Consider the following 20,514-nt stretch of genomic DNA (forward strand, 5'->3'; position numbering starts at 1 on the left):
TGAAACGAGCGCAGGCCCGCCGCCACACTGGTTGACCCAAGGCATCTGTGATGAAATGCGACCCCACTCTCTATCGCGCAGCGCCGCCATCACTTGCCGTGAAACCTCGTCTGATTCGCCAACTGTTCCTGCCACCGCTGATCATCTTGCTGATGGTCGGATTGGGTTACCTCGGCTTCTGGGTCAGCGAGCACTACGGAATTCGCAGCCTGAGCGAGAACGGTCAACGTCAGCTGGAACTGCACGCCCGCGCGGTCGAAAGCGAGATCAGCAAATACACCTACCTGCCCAGCCTGCTGGAACTCGAATCGAGTGTTTCAGAGCTGTTGGGCGACCCTACGCCCGAGCACCGGCAAGCGGTCAACAATTACCTCGAAGGCCTGAACCGGCGTAGCCGCAGTCGGGCAATCTACGTGATGGATACCACCGGTCGGGTACTGGCCACCAGTAACTGGCGCGATGTCGACAGCTACCTAGGCGAAGACCTGTCCTTCCGTGCGTATTTCCAGAATGCCGTACGCGGTCAGCCCGGTCGTTTCTACGGCATCGGCAGCACCAACGGCGAGCCCGGCTACTACCTGGCCCATGGCCTGGAAGAGCAAGGCAAGATCATCGGCGTCGCAGTGGTCAAAGTCCGCCTCGAAGCCATGGAAGAACGCTGGCAGCGTGCACGCCTGGAAGCCTTCGTCAGCGACGAGAATGGCATCATCATTCTGTCCAGCGACCCGGCGCGGCGGCTCAAATCGGTTCGCCCGCTCAGCGACGACACCAAGGAACGCCTGGCCCGCAGCCTGCAATATTACTGGTACCCGCTCAACGAACTGGAACCGCTGGCCCGCGAACGGCTGTCCGAAGGCGTGGAGAAAATCACCTTCCCGGCCAACGCCGAGCTGGTCTCGGATGAACAGGAAATCAGTTACCTGTCGCAGACCCGCGTCTTGAGCGATACACCGTGGAATTTCACCCTGCTCACACCGCTCGGGGATTTGCGTCGGGAAGCGATCAACCAGGGCATCCTGGTCGCGGTGGCCTTCGCGCTGGTGGCGTTCTTGCTGATAGCCTGGAACGAACGGCGCAAAGTCATCGCCACCCGCCTCGCCGCCCGCGAAGCACTGCAAGAAGCCAACAATCAGCTCGAACGCAGGATTACCGAACGCACTACCGACCTGCGGGCCAGCAACGAGCGCCTGAAAAGCCAGATCCGCGAACGGCGCCAGGCCGAAGAAACCTTGCGCCGGGCTCAGGACGAACTGGTACAAGCCGGTAAACTCGCGGCCATCGGCCAGATGTCCACCAGCATTGCCCACGAATTGAACCAGCCGCTGGCCGCGTTGCGTACCTTGTCCGGCAATACCGTGCGCTTTCTCGAGCGCGGTCAGCTGGACATCGCCAGTGCCAACCTGAAAACCATCAACGATCTGATCGACCGCATGGGCCGGATTACCGCCAGCCTGCGCTCCTTTGCCCGGCGCGGCGACGATCAGGGCCAGGCCAGCCTCGGTAAAGCGGTAGATGCCGCCTTGCAGTTGCTCGGCGCACGCCTTGAAAGCGCTCGTTTGCTGTTGCACCGCGAGTTCAGCGACGTGCAAGTACAGATCGACCAGACCCGCCTGGAACAGATTCTGGTCAACCTGATCGGCAACGCCCTGGACGCCATGCAAGCGCAGCCATTGCCCGAACTATGGCTGGAAGGCGAGGTTGTCGACGGCAAATATCGCCTGCGCGTCCGCGATAACGGCCACGGTATCAACGCCGAAGCCCGCAAGCATTTGTTCGAACCTTTCTTTACCACCAAACCCGGCGAGCAGGGCCTGGGCCTTGGCCTGACCCTGTCGGCGAGCCTGGCGGCCGCCACCGGCGGTCACCTCGGCGTCGAGCACCCGGCCAGCGGTGGTACCGCTTTCGTCCTCAGCTTACCGTTGGTAAGCCCCGTTCCTGCCGAGCCGATATGAACAACGACCTTAGTGTGCTGATCGTCGAAGACGATCCCCATGTCCTGCTCGGTTGCCAGCAGGCGCTGGCTCTGGAAGATATCCCCTGCGAAGGCGTTGGCAGCGCTGAAGAGGCCCTGGCGCGGGTCGGCGACAACTTCGCCGGGATCGTCATCAGCGACATTCGCCTGCCGGGCATCGATGGACTGGAACTGCTGAACCGCCTCAAGGCCCGTGACCGTAGCCTGCCGGTGGTGCTGATCACTGGTCATGGCGACATCTCGATGGCGGTTGGCGCGATGCAAAAAGGCGCCTACGACTTCATGGAGAAACCGTTCTCCCCCGAACGCCTGGTCGACGTCGCACGCCGCGCGCTGGAGCAACGCAGCCTCGCCCGCGAAGTGACCTCACTGCGCCGGCAACTGGCCGAGCGTGATTCCCTGGAGGGGCGGATCATCGGGCGCTCGCCCGCCATGCAGCACCTGCGCGAGTTGATCGCCAACGTCGCCGATACGTCGGCCAACGTGCTGATCGAAGGCGAGACCGGCACCGGCAAAGAGCTGGTCGCGCGTTGCCTGCACGACTTCAGCCGCCGTCAGTCGCAGCAATTCGTCGCGCTGAACTGCGGTGGCCTGCCGGAGAACCTGTTCGAAAGTGAGATTTTCGGTCATGAAGCGAATGCGTTCACCGGTGCCGGAAAACGCCGGATCGGCAAGATCGAACATGCCAACGGCGGCACGTTGTTCCTCGACGAAGTAGAAAGCATGCCATTGCCGCTGCAAATCAAACTGCTGCGGGTATTGCAGGAGCGCACGCTGGAGCGGCTCGGCTCGAACCAGAGTGTCGCGGTCGACTGCCGGGTGATCGCGGCGACCAAATCCGACCTGGACGACTTGAGCCGCGCCGGCCAGTTTCGCAGCGACCTGTATTACCGCTTGAACGTAGTGACGCTGGAACTGCCACCGTTGCGTGAGCGTCGCGAAGACATCCTGCAATTGTTCGAACACTTCTTGCAGCAATCGTCCCTGCGCTTTGACCGTGCGCTGCCTGAGCTGGACAACCAGACCCTGTCGAACCTGATGAGCCACGACTGGCCCGGCAACGTGCGTGAACTGCGTAACGTCGCCGAGCGTTTTGCCCTGGGTTTGCCGGCCTTCAAGAAGTCCGGCAGCGGTGGCGCCGCCCAAGGCCTGGCGTTCTCCGAAGCGGTGGAAGCCTTCGAACGCAACCTGCTCAACGATGCCTTGCAGCGCAGCGGCGGCAACCTGACCCAGGCCAGCCAGGAACTGGGAATGGCCAAGACCACGCTGTTCGACAAAGTTAAAAAATACGGCTTGAGCCACTAACCCACTGCGAGAGTTTTCGTGGATCTACTGTTAAAAGCTGCACTGGGCGCCGCGGTGGTGGTGATCCTCGCCTTCCTCGCCAAAACCAGAAACTATTACATCGCAGGCCTGGTGCCGCTGTTTCCGACCTTTGCCCTGATTGCCCATTACATCGTCGGCAAGGGCCGCTCGCTGGACGATCTGAAGACCACCATCGTGTTTGGCATGTGGTCGATCATTCCGTACTTCGTTTATCTGGCAACCTTGTACGTGATGGTCGATCGCCTTCGCCTGGAGGCCTCGCTGGCGGTGGCTGCGCTTGCGTGGCTGATGGCGGCGACGGTGCTGGTTTCTGTTTGGGTCCGCGTTCACGCCTGACCACAACCCCCTGTGGCGAGGGAGCTTGCTCCCGCCGGCCGGTCCACGCTCGGGCGCAGCAGTCGTAAAGTCTGCAACCACATTTCGTCAGACATACGCTTCCAGCCGTATGGGGGCCGCTTCGCTGCCCAGCGGGGGCAAGCCCCCTCGCCACCATGGAGCTCAGCGTTCCTTCCAACACTGGCCCGCCCCTTGCATTTACCCGTTAAAGCCCACCTGGCCTGCGTTGGCGATTGTTCACGCTGGTCTTGCAGGGGCGCTGCCATGGGTAAAACACGTTTTGAATATATTGGATCTCGACCACAGCCTCACAGCCCAGGCGCCGATTGCCCGACTGCTGGAAAGCGGTCGCGCCAAGCGTCTGGACCTGCTCGATCTGGGCCCCAAACTGCGTTTGTGGTCCAGCGAGAAAAACTATCGTCGCTTTTCCGAACGCCTGCGCGAACGGCCCCGCCATACGGGGCCGCAGCCAGAAATCTTCTTTATAGGTTCCGGTGACTACCACCACCTGACCCCGGCTTTTCTCGCCGAGATTACCGAGCCGGTCAGCCTGATTCATTTCGACAACCATCCCGACTGGGTGCGTTTCGCACCGCGTCGGCATTGCGGTTCATGGGTCAACCGGGCACTGAAGCTGCCGAACATCAAACGCATCGTCACCCTCGGGCCGTGCAGCGATGACCTGCATAACCCGCAACTGCGTGGCGGCAACCTCGGCGCGCTGAAGCGTGGCGACTTGCAGCTGTTCCCCTGGCAGCACCCGCCGTCCCAGGTCTGGGGTTTCATCGGCGATGGTGCCGGGCATCAACAGCGGGAAAACCTGCTGCACTGGCGCAACCTGGCCGACCTCGATTGGCCGGTGTTTCTCCAGCAACTGATCGAGAGCCTGCCGACCGAAGCGGTGTGGATTACCATCGACAAGGATGTGCTGGCCAGTGAAGACGCCGCGACCAACTGGGATCAGGGTGGCATGCGGCTGACGCACTTGCTGCAAGCCCTGCGCATGTTGGCCGCGAGCAAGCGAATCCTCGGCATCGATGTCTGCGGCGAGTTCGCCCAACCAGCCTTCAGCAACGCGCTCAAGCGTTGGGAAGCCAAATCCGACCAGCCGTCCCCCGAGCGCTGGAGCGAAGACGATCTGCTGCGAAATGCGGCAACCAACCAGGCGCTGATCAGCCTGTTCGAGGAGTTATTCCCGTGACCTTGACCGTGGTGTTACTGGTGGCGTTTTCGATTGTTCTGGACGTCATCGGCCAGCTCTGTTTCAAGCTCGGCCTTGACCGTTTACCGGAGCTCGAAGGTGGCTTTCGATTGAACGCGTTCTGGGGCCAGGTGTTCAACGCGCCGTTGCTCTGGTGCGGGATCGGCGCCTACGCCATCGAGTTCTTTGTCTGGCTCGAAGCCCTGTCCCGCGCGCCGCTGAGCCTGTTGTTTCCATCCGCGGCGCTGGCTTATTGCGGTGTGGTACTGGCCGGTAAAGTCGTGTTGGGTGAAACCGTCAGCCGCCGGCGCTGGCTGGGCACCGTGGTGATTACGGCGGGCGTGATGCTCGTGTGTGTCGCCCATGCCTGAAGCTCAATCGATGATGGAAAGGAACAGCACTATGGGTTGGCTGCACGGACGTCTGGGCACCGTGGTGCTCTGGATGCTGCTGATCGGTTTTGAAAGTGGCGGTCAGATCGCCACCAAAGTCGGTGGCGATCAACTGGGGCAGATGGACTTCAACCTTCAATGGCTGGCGGCTGTGGCCGGTAACCCTGGGGTGCTGACGGCCATCGCCTGCTACATCGGGGCGTTTTTCGTCTGGATGTTGATCCTGCGGCGCAGCAGCCTGTCGTTGGCGTTTCCGCTGAGTTCGCTGGTGTTTGTCGGCGTGTTGCTCGGCTCGTGGCTTGGTCTCGGCGAGCAGATCAGCCTGCTGCACTGGCTGGGCGTGGCGGTGATCATGGGTGGGATAGCGTTGCTGGCGGAAGGCGAAGAAACCTAAGAGCAACGCTTTTCCCCGTGGTGAGGGGGCTTGCCCCCGCTGGGCCGCGAAGCGGCCCTAAACGCTGCAACCGTGGAGATCAGGCAGACTTCTACAGCTGGATTGCGAGCGCTTCGCACTCGAACGGGGGCAAGCCCCCTCGCCACAAAAGCCCCCTCGCCACAGTAAGCCCCTTCACCACAAAAGGATCTACAGGTCAGCCTTTACGGTGGGCAGTCAGAAAGCCCAGTCCGTGTGACACCGGGATTACCTTCACCCCTGCCGCACGTTGCTGCTCGGCAATTTCGCGGTGGAATGCCTTGACCTGGGTCCAGTGCATTTTCGGCCGGTAATGGTGCTCGGCGTGATAACCGTTGTTCATCCAGATCAGGTTGTAGAGCACGCTGTAGCTGCTCACGCCCCAGGCGATCGGCAAGTCCGGATTACCGCCCAAATGCTCGTAATACCCATTGAGCGACGACAGCGCCTGGCCCAGATACCAGAACGGCAGCAACAGCAACACGGCATGCCAGTCATAGAACGCCAGCGCCACATACGCCGCCACCGTCACATAAATCTCGACCTTGACCCAGCGCGCATCGCGGGGCCGCTTGCGCTGCATTTCTTCGTAGAACGGCTTGGGATCATCGCGGAAAAAGCTGAGAAAAGTGTACGACCAAGGGTTTTCAGGTTGCCCATCCTTGCCGCGCAAATAGATCGACAGCGGATCGACGGTTTTTCCGTGTGCATCCGGCAGGTCTGAATTACCACGGTGATGGCGATTGTGGATGTCGCGATAGAGGGTCTGCGAGAAACCGATGGTGACCGACAACAACAGATCGAATGCCCGATTCATCCAGCCAAGGGTGAAGTACGGGTTGTGGATCTGGTTGTGGGAAATACTGTTGATGCTCCACGACAGGCTAACGGCATAGACCAGCGCCAGCGGCACAAGGGCCCACCATGACAGGTCATGGAAGGCCAGCACCAACCACAGGACAAACGCCAGATGAGCCACGCCCAGCGCAATCGGGACCAGATCCCACAGCGAATAGGCAAGGAAACGATACGCGGGACGAGCCATGAAGCACTCCTGAGAAATTGAGTTCTCCATGGCTATTGCAAACAGCAGACCAGATTTACCTGTAGCAGCTGGCGTAGCCTGCTGCTACGGGGGTCTGAGTCCAGGTCAATTGAATTTGTAGCTGATCGCCGCCTGAACTTCACCCTGGTTCACGCGGCCTTCTTGTTTGACGATAGTGCTGTCCGCCGCGGAATTGGTCAGGTGCTTCCAGGTGGCACTGGTCACCAGCGACCACTTTGCGGCCAGCGGGAACTCGAAGTTCTGGGTCAACGCCACATTCTGCATGCCGCCACTGGCCTTGTACGGACGGAACTCCGAATCCCGGGCGTCTTTAGCGGAAACACCAAAGAACGTCTGGGTCTGCTGGCGATCGGCAAAACTGGCGCTCAATTCGCTACTGCCAATGATCCCCAGCCCCAGTGGATAACCCACTTCCCCGCCCACCCGACCGAGCACACCACCCTGGCCGCGATTAGCGCCCACGGTATGGCCGACGAAAGCAAAAATGCGCCAGAAATCAGCCGGGCTGTACTGAACGAAGCCGCCGGCCTCGCCCATGGCCGACACATTGTGCAGGCCTCGCAGCGTGCCATTGGAGTTACGGCCTGGAATGTAGTTGATAAACGGCCCGGCACTGAAACCATTGGCTTTCAAGGCGCTCCAGGTCAAACCGTCGTCGGTGCTGAGGCTGACATCGCCCCAGTCCAGATCGAAGTAAGGCACCGGCACGGTTTCATAACGGCTACCCGTCGGGTCATAGGGCTGATTGCTCATGCCGAGACCCACCTCACCGGTTATCCCGGCAGCCTGCGCGGTGGCGCAAAAGCCGCCAAGGCCCAGCAAGGCAGTGAATACAGCAGAGGTAATCCTGAACATAAAGCGATTCCTTATCAGTACAGGCGCGCATCAACTCCCAGGTCGACTTTGCTGCGCAAGCACTCATGTTGTTTGTAGCAACCTACAAAAATTGTAGCTAGCCGGACATATTTCCTGCCCAGCATATCTCAGAGCCCTAGCCCACAGGGCTTGAAACAACTTGGCACAGTCCCTGCTCTACCCCGTTGCAAGCGCATCAGCGCGCCCCTGCCCCAATAGGTAATGCAGATGATTGATTGGCATATCGTGTGTGATTTCGACGGGACCATCACCCGGACCGACGTAATCGACAGCATTCTCCAACGTTTCGCCGACCCGAGCTGGGAAGCGATCGAGGAAGAGTGGCTGAGCGGTGCTATCGGCTCGCGTGAATGCCTCAGCCGCCAGCTTTCACTGGTCAAGGCAACGCCCAATGAACTGCTCGATTTCTTCGACAGCGTCGAAATCGATGCCGACTTCCCGGACTTTGTCGACCATGTGGTCGGCCTGGGCGCTTCCATCGAAGTCGTCAGTGACGGTATCGAACAAGGTATCGCGCGGATTCTGTCGCGCAACTACGTCAGCCTCCTGCCGATCCTCGCCAACCGCCTGCGCCAGGTCGACAACAACAGCTGGCGCATCGACTTCCCGTATTCGAGCGACGCCTGCCGCGCAGCCTCCGGCAACTGCAAATGCAAATCCACGCCCAGCAGCAAACGCGTGCTGGTGATCGGTGACGGTCAGTCCGACATGTGCGTGGCCTCCACCGCCGACTTCGTATTTGCCAAGGACCGCCTGGCCGAACATTGCGAACGCAATGGCATCGCTTACGCCCGCTTCGACAGCTTCGCCGAACTTCCGGCCTTGCTGGCCAAACTGCCGGCCGGCAGCGCAGCCAACGCCACTGACTTCGCACTTGAAACCTCTTCTGAACTCTCGCTACACAATCAGGAACTCTTCCACCATGTCTGATATCCGAATTGCTACCGCAGAAGACCAGATTCTTCTGGAAAAAGAAGCCAAGTACTGCTCCTACGGCGACACCGTTCACTACATCGAACCACCGCGTATTTTCAGCCGTTGCGAAGGCTCGTACGTGTGGGACACCAGCGACCAGGCTTACCTGGACCTGCAAATGTGGTACTCGGCGGTCAACTTCGGCTATGCCAACCCGCGCCTGAACAACGCCCTGAAACAACAGATCGACACCCTGCCGCAAATCGCCAGCCAGTACCTGCACAAAGGCAAGATCGAGCTGTCGGAAATGATCGCGGTCGACGCCAAGAACAAGTTCGGCCTCGACGGTCGCGTGCACTTCAACGTCGGCGGTTCGCAGTCCATCGAAGACTCGTTGAAAGTCGTGCGTAACGCCACCAACGGCAAGAGCCTGATGTTCGCCTTCGAAGGCGGCTACCACGGTCGTACCCTCGGCGCCTCGTCGATCACTTCGAGCTACCGCTACCGTCGCCGCTACGGTCACTTCGGTGAGCGTGCCAACTTCATCCCGTTCCCGTACCACTTCCGTGGCCCGAAAGGCATGACCAAGGAAGAATACGGCAGCCATTGCGTGCAGCAGTTCGCCCGTCTGTTCGAAACCGAATACAACGGCGTGTGGGACCCTAAAGTCGGCCAGAGCGAATACGCAGCCTTTTACGTCGAGCCGATCCAGGGCACCGGCGGCTACGTGATTCCGCCAATGAACTTCTACAGCGAACTCAAGCAAGTGCTGGATCAGCACGGCATTCTTATGGTCGTCGACGAAATCCAGATGGGTTTCTGGCGTACCGGCAAGCTGTGGTCGATCGAACACTTCGACGTCAAGCCGGACGTGATCGTCTTCGGTAAGGCGCTGACCAACGGCCTCAACCCACTGGGCGGTATCTGGGCTCGCGAAGAGCTGATCAACCCTAAGGTGTTCCCGCCAGGTTCGACTCACTCCACCTTCGCGTCCAACCCGCTGGGGACTGCGGTCGGTCTGGAAATGTTCAAGATGACCCACGAAGTCGACTACGGCTCGATGGTCATGGCCAAGGGCAAGTACTTCCTCGAAGGCCTGCAAGAGCTGCAGAAACGCTTCCCGATCATCGGCGACGTCGACGGCCTGGGCCTGGCCCTGCGCTGCGAAATCTGCACCACTGACGGCTTCACCCCGGACAAGGCGACCCTGGACTACGTGGTCGAGGAAGGCATGAAGGGCGATATGGTGGTTGACGGTCAGAAACTGGGTCTGATCCTCGACGTGGGCGGCTACTACAAGAACGTGATCACCCTGGCCCCGTCGCTGGAAATCAGCTACGCGGAAATCGACCTGGGCCTGAAACTGCTCGAGCAATTGCTGAACCGGGCCATGAAACGATGAACGAAACAGAGATCGATCTCGGCGAAGGTAGCACCGGTTTCGTTCTCGGCAGTGGTGAGGTCGCGGTGTTGTTGATCCACGGCCTGACCGGCACCCCGACGGAGTTGCGTCGGGTTGCCATCGGCTTGGCCAAATCGGGTTGCACGGTGTACGTGCCAACCCTGGCCGGGCACTGCGGTGACAACGCCGACCTGCAAGCCACCGGCTGGCAGGATTGGTACGAAGGTGTCCGCAAGACATTCGTGGGCATACGCCAGAAGCACGAACAGGTGTTCGTCGGCGGTCTGTCCATGGGCGCGGTCATGTCCATGTATGTCGCGTCCGAGCATCCGGGACAGGTCGCCGGCCTGCTGATGTATTCGACCACCCTGCGCTACGACGGCTGGAGCATCCACAAACTGGCGTTCCTGACGCCTTTGCTGATGAAGATTCCGTTCGGCGTGCACATCTGCAGCTTCGAAGAGAAGCCACCTTATGGCATCAAGAACGAGCGCCTGCGGGCGATCGTCGAACGCCAGATGAAGGACGGCGAAAGCAGCAATGCCGGTCTGTTGACCATGGAAGGCGTCACCGTGCGCGAATTGCACCGGATGAATGCCGTGGTCAAGAAACGCATGCCGTCGATCAAGACACCAGCCCTGGTGCTGCACTCCATCGAAGACGACATCACCAGCCGCTGGAACGCCGACTACGTCGAACGCCATCTCGGCGGCCCGGTCACCAAGATCATGCTGGACAACTGCTATCACATGATCACAGTTGACCTGGAATACCGCCGCGTCGTGGACCTGAGCGCGGACTTTGTCCATCAGCTTTCCATGAAGCCTGGCAAGCCTGAAGAGTATCGACAACTGGCGTAGCTTAAGGACAAGACGTGATTACCGCCCATGCCTTTTCAACCATCCAGGCCATCGAACGCTGCGCCTGGAATGACTGCTTCCCTGGGGAACTGGAGGACTGGGATTATTACCGGGCCGTTGAACAGGCGGGAGTCGCCGACTTCCAGTGGCGCTACCTTGCACTCTATGAAGGCAGCACATTGATTGCCGCAGCCGCGGCATTTACCACGCAGTACTCGCTCGACACCACGGTGCAGGGCATCGGCAAACGCATCACGCAACGCTTGCGTCAATGGTTGCCGGGCGTGCTGGATATTCGCTTGTACGCCATGGGATCGCCTGTGACCGAGCAATGCCACGCAGGCACCGCCAGCCACATCACCGAAGACCGACGTCCGACGCTGCTGCGTCAGTTACTGACGTTGGCTCGTAACGATGCCAACCAGGCGGGTATCGGCCTGTTGGCGGTCAAGGATGCACCCAGCCACGATCAGCAGTGGATTGAAGTCTGCCGCGAGGCCGGGCTGCAAACCATGCCTGGTTTACCGAGTGCGGTATTGCCGATCGCGTTCGGCTCACTCGATGCCTACCTCGGCACACTGGGCAAATCCACCCGCAAGGACTTGCGCCGAAAACTTCGGGCGCAAGGCCCGCGAATCGAATGGCGACGCTCGGTCGACGATGTATTGCCACAGATGATGCGTTTGTATGAAGCCACCCTGGCGCGCAGTGATCTGGAGTTCGAACGACTGTCCGCAGCGTATTTCACCAGTATCCTCGAACACCTCGACCAACGTGCCGCGTGCGTGCTGTATTGGGTAGGCGAGCAACTGGTGGCGTTCAACCTGGTGTTGCTGGACGAACATCGACTGGTGGACAAGTTTTTTGCCCACGACCTGGAACAGACCCGTGAGTACAACCTGTACTTCAGAAGCTGGCTGGCCAATGTCGACTATTGTATTCAGCACAAAATCCCGCTGTATGTGTGCGGCCAGGCCGGCTATGCCAGTAAGCTGCGGCTCGGCTGTAAATTTGAAGGCAATACGCTGTTTTTTTACCACCGCAACGGGTTGCTCAATACATTACTGAAGCTTGTGAAACTGTTTGTCCGACCGGATAAATCCGACCCTGCCATGGCTGCTGCGATAAGCGAAACCTGATGATCAAAGTCCGACGCCGTAAAGCCCTGCCCTTCGCCATCTCCCGCTGGAGCCTGCAACGCAAGCTGGTATTGGCATTCTGGCTGGTCAGCGTGATCCCGACCATGATCGCCGCGGAACTGGCGGCCACCACGCTGTCACAGATCTTCGATAGCAACGTGCGCATCTGGTTGCAGGAATCGACCAAGATCGTCGAAGACGAGGTCCGGGAAATCCTCCGCGAAAACACGCGGGTCGCCCAGTTGTTGCTACGCCACATCCGCCCGATCAACGACCGGATTTCGGCCCGGCAGGACCGCCTCAGCGCCGACATTGCCGAAGCCATGGGCATCGACGTCGTGGCGCTGGTGCGCACCAGCGATCACAAAGTGCTGTTCAGTACCGTGACCGACGACATCGTCCAGCAAATCAACACCGCGCCCAAAGCCGTCCTGCAAACCATTCAAGTCACGGGCGCGTCCACCGGCATCCTGGTCTCGACCTTCCAGACAACCCAGGCTGGGGTCGACTATCAGTTGGTCCTCGCCAACTATCTGGACAGCAGCTTCCTCACCAGCGTCGCCGATGTGCATTCCCTTGACCTGCGGTTGTACCTGGCCAAGGACGAAGACTTCTCGGAAATTTTCGCGACCCAGCGCTTCGAAGATCACCCCATGAAGGTGCCCGAAGACATCGAGCAAATCTTGCGCACCACGAAAAAACCGATCGAACAGTTCACCAAAAACTACAGCGGTATCTATCGGCCAATCCTCAATGACAGCGGTGAACTTCAGGGGGTGATCTTCAGTGGCCTGCTGCGCCACAACAGCCTGGTCGGGCTGGTGAACCAGAGCAATCTGTTCATCCTGATTTTCATCCTCAGTTCGGCGCTGTCGCTGGGTGTCGGCTGGCTGGTCTCGCAACGCCTGACCCAGCCCCTGCGTGCGCTCTCCAAAGGCGTTCGGGCGGTGATCGACGGCGATTATCGTCAGCGAGTGCCGGTTTATGGCAGCGACGAACTGGCCGAACTGAGCAGCACCTTCAACCACATGACCGAACGTCTCGGCGAGTTGCAGCACCTGGAGTCGCAACTGCGCCGCCGCGATCGCTTGCACGCCCTGGGTGAAGTGGCCATGGGGCTGGCCCATGAAATCCGCAACCCGCTGGGCATCATCAAGACCGCGACCCAATTACTGCACCGTCGCGCCGACCTGCCCGAGACCGACAAGCGGCATCTGGAATACGTGGTCAGCGAGGTCACCCGGATCAACGACCTGATCACCGAGTTCCTCGACTTTGCCAAGCCCAACGCGCCCATGCGCTCCACCCAACCGGTGCGACCGCTGCTTGATGAGTTGGTCGGGTTCTGCGCCCCGGAACTGGCGACTCACAACATCGACGCCCGAATCGAAGACAACGCCCCTGGCGCGACCATCTATGCCGACGCACGACAGCTCAAACAGGCCTGCCTGAACCTGGTGATCAATGCCATAGACGCAATGCCCGACGGCGGTCGCCTGACCCTGGGCATAACCAGCGACAAGGAATACACCGTCATCAGTGTTTCCGACACCGGCCAGGGCATCGAACCGGACATGCTCGAACGGATTTTTACACCGTTCGTCACCACAAAGGCTTCGGGTACCGGTCTGGGGCTGGCAAAAGTCTTCTCGATCATGGAAAACCATGACGGACGGGTCGAATGCATCAGCGAAAAAGATGCCGGCTCCACATTCAGCCTGTACATTCCGGCCAACGGTGAAGACGACAGCGACGACGAGGACAGTGATGACGCATAACATTCTGGTGGTCGATGACGAGCCCAAGCTTTGCGACTTGTTGGCCTCGGCCCTGAGCCAGAACGACATCCAGGTGTTCACCGCCAGCAATGGCCTGCACGCGCTCAAGGTGCTGGAACAGGAAGACATCGACCTGGTGATCAGCGACTGGCGCATGCCCGGCATGGACGGGCCGCAGTTGCTGGCGGAAGTCAAAGTGCGCTATCCGCAACTGCCGGTGATCGTCATGACGGCCTACAGCACGGTGAAAAATGCCGTGCAGTCGATGCGCAATGGCGCCTTCGACTACATTGCCAAGCCGTTCGACATCGATGAGCTGGACATCACCGTCAACAAGGCCCTGCAATTTCGCGACATTCTCAAAGACAACCAGCGCATGCGCGCCGAGCTTGAAGAACACCAGCAGATCGACAGCCTGGTGGGCGACAGCCCGACCTTCCGTCGAGTGCTGCAAGCAGTGGATTCGGTACGCGAAAGCAATGCGACCATCCTGCTCACCGGCGAAAGCGGCACCGGCAAGGAAATGGTCGCCCGGGCCATCCACAAACACGGCAACCGCGCCGACAAACCCTTTGTCGCCGTGAACTGTGCGGCGATCCCCGAAGGGTTGCTGGAAAGTGAAATGTTCGGCCATCGCAAAGGCGCCTTCACCGGCGCCGTGGCGGACCGGGTCGGGCGCTTCATGCAGGCCGACAAGGGCACGCTGTTTCTCGATGAGGTTGGCGACATGCCGCTGGCCTTGCAGGCAAAAATCCTCCGGGCCTTGCAGGAGCGAGTGATCGAGCCGGTGGGCGACCAGCGCGAGCGCAAAGTCGATGTGCGCGTGATCGCCGCCACCAACAAGAACCTGCTCGAAGCGGTGGCCAACAAAGAGTTTCGCGAAGACCTTTATTATCGCCTCAACGTGTTCCCGATCCCCCTGCCCGCCCTGCGTGAACGGGTCGAAGACATCGCGCCACTGGCCCGACACTTCGCTCACACCCTGGGCGCCACCGCCGGCAAGCGCATCACCGGTTTCAGCCCGGAAGCCTTGCAGGCCATGGCCAATTATTCGTGGCCGGGGAACATCCGCGAACTGCAAAACTGCGTTGAACGCGCCACCATCGTGGCCTCGGGTGCAGTGATCGAGGAAGACGATCTGCCGGCGTACCTGTTTGCCTCAAGCCCCACCGTCGACGGCGCCCGCGTGCCCCTCAACGTAGGCACTGGCGTGCCGCCGGACCTCGACGCCGCGCTGGTGGAAGTCGAGAAGTCCTACATTCTTGCCGCCCTGCAACAAAGCAATGGCGTGCAAGCGGCCGCTGCGCAACTGATCGGCATCTCGGAGCGCAGCTTCTGGTATCGGCTGAAAAAACTCGGGATTCATGTGGACAAAATCGTCCGCTGAAACCCTCGACGCGGTCCCTGTGGCGAGGGAGCTTGCTCCCGCTGGGCCGGTCCGCGTTCGGGCGAAGCGGCCCTAAACCCGTCACCGCGTACTTTCAGATAGAAACAGTCTGCGACTGCTGCGCCCGAACGCGGACCGGTCGGCGGGAGCAAGCTCCCTCGCCACAAAGGCGCGTTGAGCGTTACAACAGGTTCGGTGCCTGCACCGGATCGATCTGCGCCCAATGCGCGGTGTCCTCTCGATGGGTTTTCAGGTACGGCAACACTGCCGCCAATAACGGCGCCTTGAACGCTTCCTGAAAACGATGGGCCAGCCCCGGAATCAGCTTCAACTGACTGCCCTGGATATGCGCCGCCAGGTGAATGCCATGCATCACCGGCAACAGCGGATCAGCAGTGCCATGCACCACCAGCGTCGGCACCCGCAGTTGGTTGAGCAGCGCCACCCGGCTCGGTTCGGCGAGGATCGCCATGATCTGGCGTTTCACGCCTTCAGGATTAAACGCCCGGTCATACGCCACCGCGGCCTGATGCAACAGCGCCTGGCGATCATCGCTCACTTGCGGACTGCCCAGCGCGGCCAGCAGATCAGCCTGTTGCTCCAGCGCCACCTCACGGTTCGGCGCACCGCGCCGTGAGAGCAATTGCACCAGCGCCGCATTCGGCGCCGGCAGCCCTTCTGCACCGGAACTGGTCATGATCAGCGTCAGGCTCTCGACCCGCTGCGGTGCCATGGCCGCCATATGCTGGGCGATCATCCCGCCCATACTCGCGCCCAGCACATGGAATTGCTCGACGTGCAGCGCATCCATCAGGCCCAGCGCGTCGTCCGCCATATCAGTCAGGCTGTACGGCGCCGCTACGGGTAAGCCGAGTTTGTAGCGCAGCACCTCAAAGGTCAGGTTGGCGTTGGCCGGAGCCTGACGCCAGGTCGACAGCCCGACATCGCGGTTGTCATAGCGAATCACCCGGAAACCCTGCTCGCACAGCGCCACCACCACCTCGTCCGGCCAGTGAATAAGCTGGCCACCCAGGCCCATCACCAGCAGCAACGCAGGATCGGACGCACGACCGATGCTCTGGTACGCCAGGCTGACCTGCGCCAGATCGACCCGTTCGGTCGGAACATTGACATCGCAGCGCGACGCCGCCAAAGACGGTAGGCCGAACAGCAGAGCGGTCAAAAAAACCGCCGTTGAAAAAAATCGTACCCGCATGAAGAAACACCGAAACGCAGAACCCCAGTAGAGAGCGAGTCTGATGAACTTTGTTAAAGCGCGCTGCCACAGTTACGTGACAGTTTGATGAAGAGTGCTCAACGGTCAGTTGTCGAAATCTATTTGTAGGAGCAAAGCTTGCTCGCGATGCCGGCGACGTGGTTTGTCTGAAGGACCGCGTCATCGTTCATCGCGAGCAAGCTTTGCTCCTACGGGTCTCTGTCAGGCCAGTTGATTACGCAACTGGCGCGCGGCGGCGACCATATTCACCAACGCGGCTTCTGTTTCGGGCCAGGCGCGGGTTTTCAGGCCGCAGTCCGGGTTGACCCACAGCCGTTCGGCCGGGATCCGCTGCACCGCCTTACTCATCAACTTGACCATCTCGGTGGTGTCCGGCACCCGTGGCGAGTGAATGTCGTAGACGCCCGGGCCGATGTCGTTCGGGTAGTCAAAGGCCTTGAAGGCTTCGAGCAATTCCATGTCCGAACGCGAGGTCTCGATGGTGATCACATCAGCGTCCATGGCCGCGATGGACTGGATCACGTCGTTGAATTCGCTGTAGCACATGTGGGTATGGATCTGGGTTTCATCGCGCACGCCAGACGCGCTCAAGCGGAACGCTTGCACCGCCCAGTCGAGGTATTCCTGCCACTGCGTCCGGCGCAGCGGCAAGCCCTCGCGGAACGCCGCTTCGTCGATCTGGACGATTTTGATCCCGGCCTGCTCCAGGTCGACCACTTCATCGCGCAGGGCCAGCGCCAACTGTTGCGCCTGGACTTTACGCGACACGTCTTCGCGCGGGAACGACCACATCAGCATCGTCACCGGCCCGGTCAACATGCCTTTCATGACCTTGTCGGTCAGGCTCTGCGCGTAAGTGATCCAGTCGACGGTCATGGCCTTCGGACGGCTCAGGTCACCGTAGATGATCGCCGGCTTCACACAGCGCGAACCGTAGCTCTGAACCCAGCCGAAACGGGTGAACAGGTAGCCGTCGAGTTGCTCGGCAAAGTACTCGACCATGTCGTTGCGCTCGGCTTCACCGTGCACCAGCACGTCGAGGCCGAGACGTTCCTGGATTTGCACCGCGTGGCGGATTTCGCTGTGCATGGCGTCGGTGTAATCGTTGGCCGAGAGCTTGCCCTGCTTGAATGACTGGCGCGCCAGACGGATCGATGCGGTCTGCGGGAACGAGCCGATAGTGGTGGTCGGGAAGGCCGGCAAATTCAGGCGTGCGCGTTGCAACTCGATACGCTTGGCAAACACTGAGTGACGCTGACTGTCGGTGTCGCGAATGGCCCGGATGCGCGCCTGCACCTCGGCTTTATGGATGCGTGGCGACTGCGCACGGCTGGCCTGCACGGCACGGTTCTGCGCCAGCGCAGCCTGGACCTTCGGCGCTTGCGGATCGTTGAGTGCATCACGCAGCACGGCGATTTCAGCGCACTTTTGTACGGCGAACGCCAGCCAGCTCTTCAGCTCGGCGTCGAGTGTGTCTTCACGGTCCAGATCCACCGGACTGTGCAGCAGCGAGCACGAGCTGCTGACCCACAGGTTGTCGCCGTAACGTTCTTGTGCCGGTTTCAGTTGTGCCAGCGCCTGTTCCAGCTCGCAACGCCAGACATTACGACCGTTGACCAGGCCCACCGACAGCACTTTGTAAGTCGGCAGGCGATCGAGTACCTGGCCCAGTTGTTCCGGCGCTCGCACCGCGTCAATGTGCAGGCCGTCCACCGGCAGGCTCACCGCCAGCCCGAGGTTGTCTTCCAGGCCACTGAAGTAGGTGGCCACGAGTTTCTTCAGCGGCGAATACTGAAGGATGTGGTAGGCGCGCTCGAAGGCGTTTTTCCAGGCTTGCGGCAGGTCGAGGGTCAGGATCGGTTCGTCAATCTGCACCCATTCCACACCTTGGGCCTTGAGGCGATTGAGGATTTCGCCGTACAGCGGCAGCAGGCGTTCGAGCAGGTCAAGCTTGTCGAAGTCGTTGCCTTTGGTTTTACCCAGCCAGAGGTAAGTCAAAGGGCCGATGATCACCGGCTTGACGCGGTGACCGAGGGCGTGGGCTTCGTCGACTTCGTCGAACAGCTGCTCCCAGCTCAATTTGAACGGCTGGTCAGCGCTGAATTCCGGGACCAGGTAGTGGTAGTTGGTGTCGAACCACTTGGTCAGTTCCTGCGCATGGTGCGTCTTGGCCGACTCACCATCGCAGCACTTTGCGCTGGCGCCACGGGCCATTGCGAACAAGGTGTCGAGGGTCGGCAGGCCCTGTGTATCCTTGGCGCTGTCGAAGCGTTCGGGGATCACGCCAAAGGTCAGCGAGTGCGTCAGCACCTGGTCGTACCAGGCGAAGTCGCCCACCGGCAGCAGGTCGATACCGGCGTCTTTCTGCACTTGCCAGTGTCTGGCTCGCAGTTCACGACCGACGCTTTGCAACCCGGCCTGATCGAGGTCGCCCTTCCAGTAGGATTCGAGGGCTTTTTTCAGCTCGCGGTCGGCACCGATGCGTGGAAAACCGAGTGTGTGGGCCAAGGCCATGGCGTGTTTCTCCGAAGTAAAAGATGGCCCTATTGTCGACAGCCAACCCAACATGAGACAAACTCAACCTTTTCGTGTTGATCACAAAGTTTGCTCATGGAGCCCCCAGTGCTCGAAATCCGTCACCTGAAGACCCTGCACGCCTTGCGCGAGGCCGACAGCCTGGTCGACGCCGCCGACCGTCTGCACCTGACCCAGTCCGCCCTGTCCCACCAGTTCAAAGAGCTGGAAGAACGCATGGGCATGCCGCTGTTCGTGCGCAAAACCAAACCGGTGCGTTTCACCAGCGCCGGCCTGCGCCTGCTGCAACTGGCCGATGCCACCCTGCCGCTGCTGCGCGGCGCCGAGCGCGACATCGCACGCCTGGCCGGAGGCACCGCCGGACGGCTGCACATGGCAATCGAATGCCACAGTTGCTTTCAGTGGCTGATGCCGACCATCGACCAGTTCCGCGATGCCTGGCCGGAAGTCGAGCTGGACCTGGCGTCAGGCTTTTCCTTCGCCCCGCTGCCGGCCCTGGCCCGTGGCGACCTGGACCTGGTGGTAACGTCCGACCCGCTGGAGCTGGCCGGAATCACCTACGTGCCGTTGTTCACCTACGAAGCGATGCTCGCGGTGGCCAATCAGCATCGGTTGGCGAACAAGCCGTACATCGTCCCTGAAGATTTGCTCAGCGAAACCCTGATCACCTACCCGGTGGAACGTGATCGGCTGGACATCTTCACCCGCTTCCTGGAGCCGGCCGATATCGAACCGGCGCAGGTCCGTACTTCGGAACTGACGGTGATGATGATGCAGTTGGTGGCCAGCGGCCGTGGCGTCTGCGGCATGCCGCATTGGGCGCTGCATGAATACAGCTCACGGGGTTATGTAAAGGCCAAGCGGCTCGGTGAGAAAGGTTTGTTTGCCACGCTATACGCCGGGATCCGCGCCGACATGCTCGACGCGCCGTACATGCGCGACTTCCTGCTGACGGCCAAAGACACCTCGTTCTCGACCCTGGATGGGGTTAGCGCGGTGCGCTGACATTCTCTGACAGGTATCACACCTGTGGCGAGGGGGCTTGCCCCCGTTCGATGGCGAAGCCATCGTAATGTCAGCGAACGCGGAGTATCTGAAAGAACGCGTTGGCCGGTATTGGGGCTGCTTTGCAGCCCAGCGGGGGCAAGCTCCCTCGCCACAAAAGCACTCGGCGTCAGGCCGGGACTTCGCGCCACATATGGATCTTGTCGAAGTACTCTTCGCCAACCCGCACCGCCAGCGGTTCGAGCCCGAACTGCACGAAACCGCAACGCTGGTACAACGCCAATGCGGCATCATTGCCAGCGGTGACGGTCAGTTGAATCAGCTTCAAGCCCGACCGACGCCGTGCCTCGTCGAAAAGCACCTGAACCAGCTGATAACCGAGCCCCCGCTGTCTGGCCTTGTCTGACACATACATGCCAAACAGCGTTGCCTTGTGCCGGGCTTTTTCCCGTGCCTCGAAGGCCAGGCCGACAATGCCCACCAGTTCCTCGCCTTCAAATGCGCCGAACAGCACGTCCAGCGGGCTGGTCAAGCGTGACTCCCACCAGCTCAACGGCATTACCGCGCGCTCGCGGACACTCGACGTGAACGCCTGCGGGTGACGGTCATAGGCCTCAAGCATCAGCGCCCGGTAAGCGAGTGCATGGCTGGCATCGAGTCGTTGGATTGCCATGT

The 20,514-nt window shown here is 60.5% G+C and carries 18 protein-coding genes; 13 read left to right on the forward strand and 5 right to left on the reverse strand.

All coding sequences use genetic code 11. From position 1 onward, the window contains the following. Positions 1–50 precede the first annotated feature (50 nt). The 6 genes from aauS (at position 51) to AC1RJ3_RS05295 (ending at position 5,621) form a co-directional block, all read left to right on the forward strand. Complete coding sequence (gene aauS, locus AC1RJ3_RS05270; protein ID WP_216741070.1) at positions 51–1,952, forward strand: two-component sensor histidine kinase AauS; 1,902 nt, start codon at positions 51–53, stop codon at positions 1,950–1,952. Further along, complete coding sequence (gene aauR, locus AC1RJ3_RS05275; RefSeq protein WP_493077769.1) at positions 1,949–3,277, forward strand: two-component response regulator AauR; 1,329 nt, start codon at positions 1,949–1,951, stop codon at positions 3,275–3,277. The genes aauS and aauR overlap by 4 nt, the downstream gene beginning before the upstream one ends. A gap of 27 nt (positions 3,278–3,304) precedes the next feature. Further along, a complete protein-coding gene (locus tag AC1RJ3_RS05280; protein ID WP_173859969.1) occupies positions 3,305–3,634 on the forward strand; it encodes a GlpM family protein in 330 nt (109 codons plus the stop codon). Between the two features lie 280 nt (positions 3,635–3,914). Then, complete coding sequence (locus tag AC1RJ3_RS05285; protein ID WP_103315545.1) at positions 3,915–4,835, forward strand: arginase family protein; 921 nt, start codon at positions 3,915–3,917, stop codon at positions 4,833–4,835. After that, a complete protein-coding gene (locus tag AC1RJ3_RS05290; RefSeq protein WP_477766519.1) occupies positions 4,832–5,206 on the forward strand; it encodes a DMT family transporter in 375 nt (124 codons plus the stop codon). Before AC1RJ3_RS05285 ends, AC1RJ3_RS05290 begins: the two co-directional genes overlap by 4 nt. A gap of 10 nt (positions 5,207–5,216) precedes the next feature. Further along, the gene (locus AC1RJ3_RS05295; RefSeq protein ID WP_371919121.1) at positions 5,217–5,621 is read left to right on the forward strand and encodes a DMT family transporter; all 405 of its coding nucleotides are present in this window, start codon (positions 5,217–5,219) and stop codon (positions 5,619–5,621) included. A gap of 196 nt (positions 5,622–5,817) precedes the next feature. Here AC1RJ3_RS05295 and AC1RJ3_RS05300 read toward each other — a convergent pair whose 3' ends face one another. Both AC1RJ3_RS05300 and AC1RJ3_RS05305 read right to left on the reverse strand, forming a co-directional pair. Continuing rightward, the gene (locus AC1RJ3_RS05300; RefSeq protein ID WP_103315547.1) at positions 5,818–6,684 is read right to left on the reverse strand and encodes a fatty acid desaturase family protein; all 867 of its coding nucleotides are present in this window, start codon (positions 6,682–6,684) and stop codon (positions 5,818–5,820) included. A gap of 105 nt (positions 6,685–6,789) precedes the next feature. Then, positions 6,790–7,560, reverse strand: a complete 771-nt coding sequence (locus AC1RJ3_RS05305) for a MipA/OmpV family protein (protein WP_493077772.1) — start codon at positions 7,558–7,560, stop codon at positions 6,790–6,792. Positions 7,561–7,788: 228 nt separating this feature from the next. Here AC1RJ3_RS05305 and AC1RJ3_RS05310 point away from each other — a divergent pair, with 228 nt between their 5' ends. Genes AC1RJ3_RS05310 through AC1RJ3_RS05335 form a run of 6 tightly spaced genes read left to right on the forward strand, consistent with a single transcriptional unit; the run spans position 7,789 to position 15,062 of the window. Next, on the forward strand, positions 7,789–8,511 hold the full coding sequence (locus tag AC1RJ3_RS05310; RefSeq protein ID WP_493077774.1) for an MtnX-like HAD-IB family phosphatase: 723 nt from the start codon (positions 7,789–7,791) through the stop codon (positions 8,509–8,511). Beyond that, complete coding sequence (locus AC1RJ3_RS05315) at positions 8,504–9,898, forward strand: aspartate aminotransferase family protein (protein WP_493077776.1); 1,395 nt, start codon at positions 8,504–8,506, stop codon at positions 9,896–9,898. The genes AC1RJ3_RS05310 and AC1RJ3_RS05315 overlap by 8 nt, the downstream gene beginning before the upstream one ends. Beyond that, positions 9,895–10,758 carry an alpha/beta hydrolase gene (locus tag AC1RJ3_RS05320; protein WP_493077778.1) on the forward strand — a complete coding sequence of 288 codons (864 nt, stop codon included), beginning with the start codon at positions 9,895–9,897 and terminating at the stop codon, positions 10,756–10,758. The genes AC1RJ3_RS05315 and AC1RJ3_RS05320 overlap by 4 nt, the downstream gene beginning before the upstream one ends. 14 nt (positions 10,759–10,772) lie before the next feature. Then, the gene (locus AC1RJ3_RS05325; RefSeq protein ID WP_493077780.1) at positions 10,773–11,897 is read left to right on the forward strand and encodes a GNAT family N-acetyltransferase; all 1,125 of its coding nucleotides are present in this window, start codon (positions 10,773–10,775) and stop codon (positions 11,895–11,897) included. Next, positions 11,897–13,675 (forward strand): sensor histidine kinase, encoded by a 1,779-nt coding sequence (locus AC1RJ3_RS05330; protein WP_493077782.1) that lies wholly within the window; start codon positions 11,897–11,899, stop codon positions 13,673–13,675. The genes AC1RJ3_RS05325 and AC1RJ3_RS05330 overlap by 1 nt, the downstream gene beginning before the upstream one ends. Further along, the gene (locus AC1RJ3_RS05335; RefSeq protein ID WP_493077784.1) at positions 13,665–15,062 is read left to right on the forward strand and encodes a sigma-54-dependent transcriptional regulator; all 1,398 of its coding nucleotides are present in this window, start codon (positions 13,665–13,667) and stop codon (positions 15,060–15,062) included. Before AC1RJ3_RS05330 ends, AC1RJ3_RS05335 begins: the two co-directional genes overlap by 11 nt. 181 nt (positions 15,063–15,243) lie before the next feature. On the opposite strand, the gene AC1RJ3_RS05340 is transcribed toward AC1RJ3_RS05335, so the two are convergent. Both AC1RJ3_RS05340 and metE read right to left on the reverse strand, forming a co-directional pair. Then, entirely contained in the window at positions 15,244–16,278 is a 1,035-nt protein-coding gene (locus AC1RJ3_RS05340) for an alpha/beta fold hydrolase (RefSeq protein WP_054595866.1), read from the reverse strand. A gap of 222 nt (positions 16,279–16,500) precedes the next feature. Further along, the gene (gene metE / locus AC1RJ3_RS05345; RefSeq protein ID WP_493077787.1) at positions 16,501–18,813 is read right to left on the reverse strand and encodes a 5-methyltetrahydropteroyltriglutamate--homocysteine S-methyltransferase; all 2,313 of its coding nucleotides are present in this window, start codon (positions 18,811–18,813) and stop codon (positions 16,501–16,503) included. 108 nt (positions 18,814–18,921) lie between these two features. Between metE and metR the strand changes: the two genes are divergently transcribed. Next, entirely contained in the window at positions 18,922–19,839 is a 918-nt protein-coding gene (gene metR / locus AC1RJ3_RS05350; protein ID WP_054595864.1) for a transcriptional regulator MetR, read from the forward strand. A 169-nt stretch (positions 19,840–20,008) separates the two neighbouring features. On the opposite strand, the gene AC1RJ3_RS05355 is transcribed toward metR, so the two are convergent. Then, positions 20,009–20,512 (reverse strand): GNAT family N-acetyltransferase, encoded by a 504-nt coding sequence (locus AC1RJ3_RS05355; protein WP_493077790.1) that lies wholly within the window; start codon positions 20,510–20,512, stop codon positions 20,009–20,011. Positions 20,513–20,514 lie beyond the last annotated feature (2 nt).

The organism is Pseudomonas sp. GW822-FHT04C11 (assembly GCF_058800905.1).